This window comes from Psychrobacillus sp., from assembly GCF_056205495.1.
In genome coordinates this window covers 1-5,285 of the sequence record NZ_JBAEAP010000329.1, presented here as the reverse complement: position 1 = coordinate 5,285, position 5,285 = coordinate 1, and the positions used below count along the sequence as shown (strand labels likewise).

The 5,285-nt window shown below is 36.8% G+C and carries 8 protein-coding genes; all 8 read left to right on the top strand.

Going from position 1 to position 5,285, the window contains the following annotated elements:
- The first annotated feature begins 24 nt into the window (after positions 1-24).
- On the top strand, positions 25-729 hold the full coding sequence (locus AC06OU_RS09720) for an outer membrane lipoprotein carrier protein LolA (protein ID WP_475855473.1): 705 nt from the start codon (positions 25-27) through the stop codon (positions 727-729).
- A 69-nt stretch (positions 730-798) separates the two neighbouring features.
- On the top strand, positions 799-1,905 hold the full coding sequence (gene alr / locus AC06OU_RS09715; RefSeq protein WP_475855471.1) for an alanine racemase: 1,107 nt from the start codon (positions 799-801) through the stop codon (positions 1,903-1,905).
- Between the two features lie 133 nt (positions 1,906-2,038).
- The gene (locus AC06OU_RS09710) at positions 2,039-2,317 is read left to right on the top strand and encodes a transcriptional regulator (protein ID WP_445678174.1); all 279 of its coding nucleotides are present in this window, start codon (positions 2,039-2,041) and stop codon (positions 2,315-2,317) included.
- 4 nt (positions 2,318-2,321) lie between these two features.
- Complete coding sequence (locus AC06OU_RS09705) at positions 2,322-2,672, top strand: type II toxin-antitoxin system PemK/MazF family toxin (protein ID WP_144539613.1); 351 nt, start codon at positions 2,322-2,324, stop codon at positions 2,670-2,672.
- A 311-nt stretch (positions 2,673-2,983) separates the two neighbouring features.
- A complete protein-coding gene (locus AC06OU_RS09700) occupies positions 2,984-3,811 on the top strand; it encodes an RsbT co-antagonist protein RsbRA (protein WP_298471356.1) in 828 nt (275 codons plus the stop codon).
- On the top strand, positions 3,811-4,173 hold the full coding sequence (locus AC06OU_RS09695) for an STAS domain-containing protein (protein ID WP_169360984.1): 363 nt from the start codon (positions 3,811-3,813) through the stop codon (positions 4,171-4,173). Before AC06OU_RS09700 ends, AC06OU_RS09695 begins: the two co-directional genes overlap by 1 nt.
- A 5-nt stretch (positions 4,174-4,178) precedes the next feature.
- A complete protein-coding gene (locus AC06OU_RS09690; RefSeq protein ID WP_169360985.1) occupies positions 4,179-4,580 on the top strand; it encodes an anti-sigma regulatory factor in 402 nt (133 codons plus the stop codon).
- Between the two features lie 12 nt (positions 4,581-4,592).
- A partial coding sequence (locus AC06OU_RS09685) for a phosphatase RsbU N-terminal domain-containing protein (RefSeq protein ID WP_475855469.1) occupies positions 4,593-5,285 on the top strand: 693 nt, incomplete at its 3' end.

The following is a 5,285-nucleotide window of genomic DNA, read 5'->3' as shown; positions in this document are numbered from 1 at the left end:
CCTGCCCTTAACAAAACTTAGAAATTGCAAAGTAAGGGGCCTTCAGAAAATACCCAAGCGTTTTTAATCGGCTCGTCAGCAGAGGACATTAAGAAAGATAAAGCTGCTACATTTAAAGAAGAAGGAAATAAATATGTATTTGAAGCTAAAACTACTAATAATCACAAAAATATGCTTCCGACTCAAAAAATCTATATCGACAAAAAGACGATGTTACCAACAGACGTTTCGATATTAAATGAAAATCAAGAAGAACAGATTCATATTAAGTTTGATAAAGTCTCTTTAGGAAAAACACGAGCTGCTGGAGACTATAAAATTGAACAAACACCTGCTGCTCAGGCTGAAGGAAATACAGTCGAGGCATCAGCTGAGTTAGAAAATAGAGACTTTGAAACGCACTACCCAGTTATTAAATGGGAAGATACTCATCTAATGGAAGAGAAGGTTATACAATTAGAAAATCAAAAACGAGTAGTACTGACTTTTAGTGGAGGAGACAAGGATTTTACAGTCATCCAACAATTGAGCGATGCATCAATGCCTTCTACTATTCCGGTGTTTGCGCCTGGTGATCCAGTTGATTTAGGTGTGGCAATAGGAGCGGTTACAGATCAATCTATTAGCTGGGAACAAGATGGGATGTCGTTCTTTATTGCCTCCTCTTCACTAACTAAAGAGGAAATGATTGAGGTAGCAGCTTCGATGACAGTTACTGAATTAAAGTGATTATAGGTTGACGACCTCTTCTTCCAAGGAGCATAATAATTTTAAAGACTTGGAAGAAGAGGTTTAATCATGTCACAAAAGCTATATAGACCAACTTTTATAGATATAGATTTACTAGCAATACAAACTAATATAGAGCGGTTAAAAGAGACTTTACCATCTTCTACTCAAATAATTGCAGTAGTAAAAGCAAATGCATATGGACACGGAGACATTGAGGTAGCACAAGCTGCTCTTCAATCAGGTGCTTCTATGCTTGCTGTAGCCACTCCCGAGGAAGCATTACATCTAAGAGGAGCTGGCATAAATGCTGAGATTCTTGTTTTGGGAGCAGCACCACCTTCTTTTTTACCGGAGGCTAACGCCCAGAATATTACTCTTACAGCTTATTCATGTGAATGGATTTTTGCTACAAAAGAGTTTAAAAGCAATGTGAAAATCCATATTAAAATAGATAGTGGTATGGGGAGAATAGGTTTCTCAAAAAAAGAAGAACTGAAAACAGCTCTAGCTTTTATAAAGGAATCTAGTAACTTAGAAATCACGGGTGCTTATACCCACTTTGCTACTGCAGACGATGAGGATACCGAATATTTTAATAAGCAAGTCAAAAAATTTAACTCCTTTTTAGAATTATTTGAACAGAAGCCTGCTATGATTCACGCTTCCAATAGTGCTGCTGCACTGCAACATCCTAGTCAAAGCTGGGATGCAGTCCGTTTCGGTATATCTATGTATGGAATTGCTCCATCACCATTTTTGAATCACCATCTTCCTTTCCCTTTGGAAAAGCCTCTTTCTTTGTATACCGAAATAATACATGTAAAGAAGGTTAATGAGGGAGATTCAATAGGATATGGTGCGTCCTATACAGCTAAAACTGAAGAATGGATTGGCACTTTACCAATTGGCTATGCGGATGGGTTACTTAGAAAACTCCATACAGAGCATGTGTTAGTTAAAGGGAAAAGAATGCCGTTCGTCGGAAAGATTTGTATGGATCAATGTATGATACGTCTAGAGGGCCCAACGAAAGTCGGAGAAAAAGTTGTCTTAATAGGAAAACAAGGAGACGAGGAAATCGAGGTTGAAGAATGGGCAAAAACGCTTCAAACGATTCCATATGAAGTATGCTGTACCTTATCTACTAGAATACCTAGAATTTATCGCAAGTAAACTGTCGACAAAACGTAGTTCTTCATGCATAATTTGTCTAACCATTTCTTATAATGTCTTTTATTTCACGCCCAGTAATGGTAAGATGAAGTATATTGTCAGATAGGGAAATGTTTTGTCGGAGGTGTTTGCTGTGGTAAGTGATAAAAAGAAAAAAGAAGCGCTTATAGAGATTCCAATGCAAATGGGTAATGAGGAAAAGCAAGCTACACAATCATTACCAGGTAGGGAAAGCGTTGCTCGTGTACATGCAAATGAATATATAAAGAAAGGCCAGGCAAATCTTATAAGAGAAGCTATGATGAAAGGCTATGTTGAGATGTCTCATATTAACTTATCCATATGTACAGAGTGTCTACATGCGGAATATGAAGCCCAACATACGACAGAGCGACTCGTAAGTGGAGGATGAAAACTTGATCGTAAAACGTGGGGACGTTTTTTTTGCAGATTTATCACCAGTAGTCGGGTCTGAGCAAGGTGGAACCAGACCCGTATTGGTGATACAAAATGATATCGGGAATCGGTTTAGTCCGACTGTAATTGTGGCAGCAATTACCGCTCAGATTCAAAAAGCGAAATTGCCAACACATGTAGAAATCAATGCAAAAGAGTATGATTTTGAACGTGATTCAGTTATATTATTAGAACAATTACGAACTATTGATAAGTCGAGGCTTACAGATAAAATTACACATTTAGATGAAGATGTAATGGAAGAAGTAGATCATGCACTAGGCATCAGTTTAGGAATCGTAAAATTTTAAATACATAGACAAGACGCAATGTGTAACCGACAAATACGCATTGTGTTTTTTTATTTTCTTTTTATATGAGTTATGCGGAGAGTTTTCATTTAGAGTGAAAATTATTTTTCATTTAAAATAAGAATTGCAAAATTAAACCATACAGAGTGGTATTTATATAGATTTTTTTAAATGATTTACTGTGGGTAGAGTAGATTATGTTGCTTTTGAACAGCATAAAAAGCCTGCAAAGATAATAATAGATGTAAATTCTTATAAGATTCGTTACAATATAATTACCATTTAAATAATGAGGAGCTGGGAACAACCAAATGAATAAACAAATTGCTACATACATTCGCGATAATATCGATATAATATTGGAAAAATGGAAAGTAAAAATGGAAGACGAAAAAGATGACCGTTTTTTTCAAATTATGTCAGATCAAGTTATTGACCATACTGCACGCGAATTTGGAGAATTAATGATATCGAGTCTTACTGAGGATCAGGAAATTTATACAGGGAAGCTAAACGACTTTTCCGAACAAATTGTGCGCTACGGATGGTCCATATCTTTTGTTTTAAAATCATTGACTAACTTTACAGAAGTTATCTATGAAGATATGGAAAGTGCCGGACATTTAAATGAAAATAATTATAAGTCTTATCGCTCTATTTTGAACAATTGGCTGACGCCTCTTACTCATACAATTGTAGAAGCTTACTCTATTGTGTGGGAAAAAACAGTTAACCTACAAAAGATAGCACTGCAGGAACTTTCAGCTTCTCTTATTCCTGTGTTTGAGAAAATCTCAGTGATGCCATTGGTTGGAACAATTGACACTGAGCGTGCAAAGCTTATAATGGAAAACTTACTGCAAGGAGTAGTGAAGCATCGTGCAGAAGTAGTGTTATTGGATATTACAGGAGTTCCAGTAGTAGACACGATGGTCGCTCATCATATTATTCAGGCTGCCGATGCAGTTCGTTTAGTAGGGGCAAAGTGTTTCTTAGTGGGAATTCGCCCAGAGATTGCTCAAACAATTGTAACGCTTGGTATTAATTTAAATGATTTTACAACAACAAGTACTTTGCAACGTGGAGTGGAACAAGCATTGGCACTAACAAATAGAGCGATAGTTGAGGTGAAATCATAATGATGACGCGAATTCCAATTTTGAAGTTAAGGGATTGTTTAATTGTATCCATACAATGGGAGCTAGATGATCAAACTGCTTTGTCATTTCAAGAGGATTTATTGGACAAGCTGCATACGACAGCTGCTAGGGGAGTAGTTTTAGATTTAACACCGATAGACTTTATTGATTCTTTTATCGCTAAAGTCCTTGGAGACGTCATTAATATGTCAGGTCTAATGGGAGCTAAAGTAGTGATAACGGGAATACAACCGGCCGTTGCAATCACATTAATCGAGTTAGGAATTAGACTTGAGAATGTAGTAACTGCTTTAGACTTAGAAAATGGATTGGAAAAACTTGAACGAGAATTGGAGGACTAATCCATATGAATATGAAGTCTTCTGTTCACATTATAAGTGAGTGGGATATAGTAGCTGCAAGGCAACTGGGGAGAAACGAAGCAAAAGATGCTGGTTTCGGAACAGTTGACCAAGCAAGAATTACGACAGCTATTAGCGAACTCGCTCGAAATATATATTTATACGCTGGAAAAGGAAATATTGAGATCAAACAAATTGTAGAAGGTAATCAAAAAGGGATTTTGATTATTGCTGCTGATGAAGGACCTGGTATTGCTGATGTCCGTAAAGTGATGGAAGATGGATATACCACTTCAGGAGGCTTGGGAGCAGGGTTACCAGGGGTGAAACGACTAATGGACGATTTCAAAATCGAAACTGCAGTTGGAGATGGGACAACAATTATTGCCACTAAGTGGTTAAGGTAGGAGGTAAGATAAATGCCTCAACAATTTAAAAAACAGTATAAGGAAATTTTGAGACAGTATACGTTAAGTCAAACGGAGCATAATTTATATGAAGGTCAAAATGTTAGTAGAGAGCTCATACAAAAAAGTATTTCTCCGGAGGAAGTAATCAGTATACATAAGGCTTCTTTGGAAGAGATTATGCCTGATTTACCGGAAGAGGTATCTCATTCGTTTGATTTTTTGATAGAAGTTATGATTAGATATGGCTTGGCCTTAAAAGAACATCAAACACTTATTGAAAAACAGCAAAATTTCAAAATGGAAATGGAATTGGCAACTAATGTGCAGCAAACACTGCTTAAATCCAAAATCCCAAACATGAATAACTTGGATATTGGGCTAATCTCTGTTCCGGCTAAAGAAATGAATGGAGATTATACTCACTTCTTGAGTAATGACCATGCAATAGGTATCGCAGTGGCTGATGTTATTGGTAAAGGGATACCTGCAGCTCTTTGTATGTCCATGATTAAATATGGTATGGATAGTTTGGATGGTCCAGACACTGATCCAGTAGTTGTTTTAGATATCATCAATCGAATTGTTGAAAAAAGTGTTAGTGATTCGATGTTTATATCGATGTTTTACGGGACATACGATACAGCACTGAGTGAATTCACTTATGCTTCAGCAGGACATGAGCCACCATTGTTCTATTGTGCT

Bases quoted from the DNA above. Each gene is read 5' to 3' on its own strand.
- AC06OU_RS09695 (WP_169360984.1), top strand. From the start codon at position 3,811: ATGATGACGCGAATTCCAATTTTGAAGTTAAGGGATTGTTTAATTGTA.
- AC06OU_RS09700 (WP_298471356.1), top strand. From the start codon at position 2,984: ATGAATAAACAAATTGCTACATACATTCGCGATAATATCGATATAATA.
- AC06OU_RS09690 (WP_169360985.1), top strand. From the start codon at position 4,179: ATGAATATGAAGTCTTCTGTTCACATTATAAGTGAGTGGGATATAGTA.
- alr (WP_475855471.1), top strand. From the start codon at position 799: ATGTCACAAAAGCTATATAGACCAACTTTTATAGATATAGATTTACTA.